We start from the raw sequence: 265 nt of genomic DNA, 5'->3' as shown, positions 1-265 counted from the left end.
TTTGGAGCGTTTGTATATGGATATAAAAACAAATCTGTCGCAAGATGTCCTGTTTATGCAAACTGTTGTCGATGGATCGGTTTATCCGGTTTGCTCCCAAACATATATAAAGGAAGAATACAAAGAATTTGTATGCAACCATGACGACGATATATTAGAACGATATTTGGCGGATAGCGAAATTTCACCGGCTGATTATTGGAATACGATAATCGCTCTTGTGGCAAAAGCCAAAGTCTATCCGGTGCTACATGGATCAGCAATG

1 pseudogene is annotated in these 265 nt (G+C 39.2%); it reads left to right on the top strand.

The features are described from left to right. Positions 1 to 265 (top strand): annotated as a pseudogene (locus G1H19_RS22380) (tetracycline resistance ribosomal protection protein Tet(36)); the annotation flags it as partial.

Origin of the sequence: Goekera deserti (assembly GCF_010685995.1) — a bacterium.
Lineage (GTDB): Bacteria > Actinomycetota > Actinomycetes > Mycobacteriales > Geodermatophilaceae > Goekera > Goekera deserti.
The sequence above is the reverse complement of the archived record's forward strand: the minus strand, read 5'-3'. Positions and strand labels throughout refer to the sequence as shown.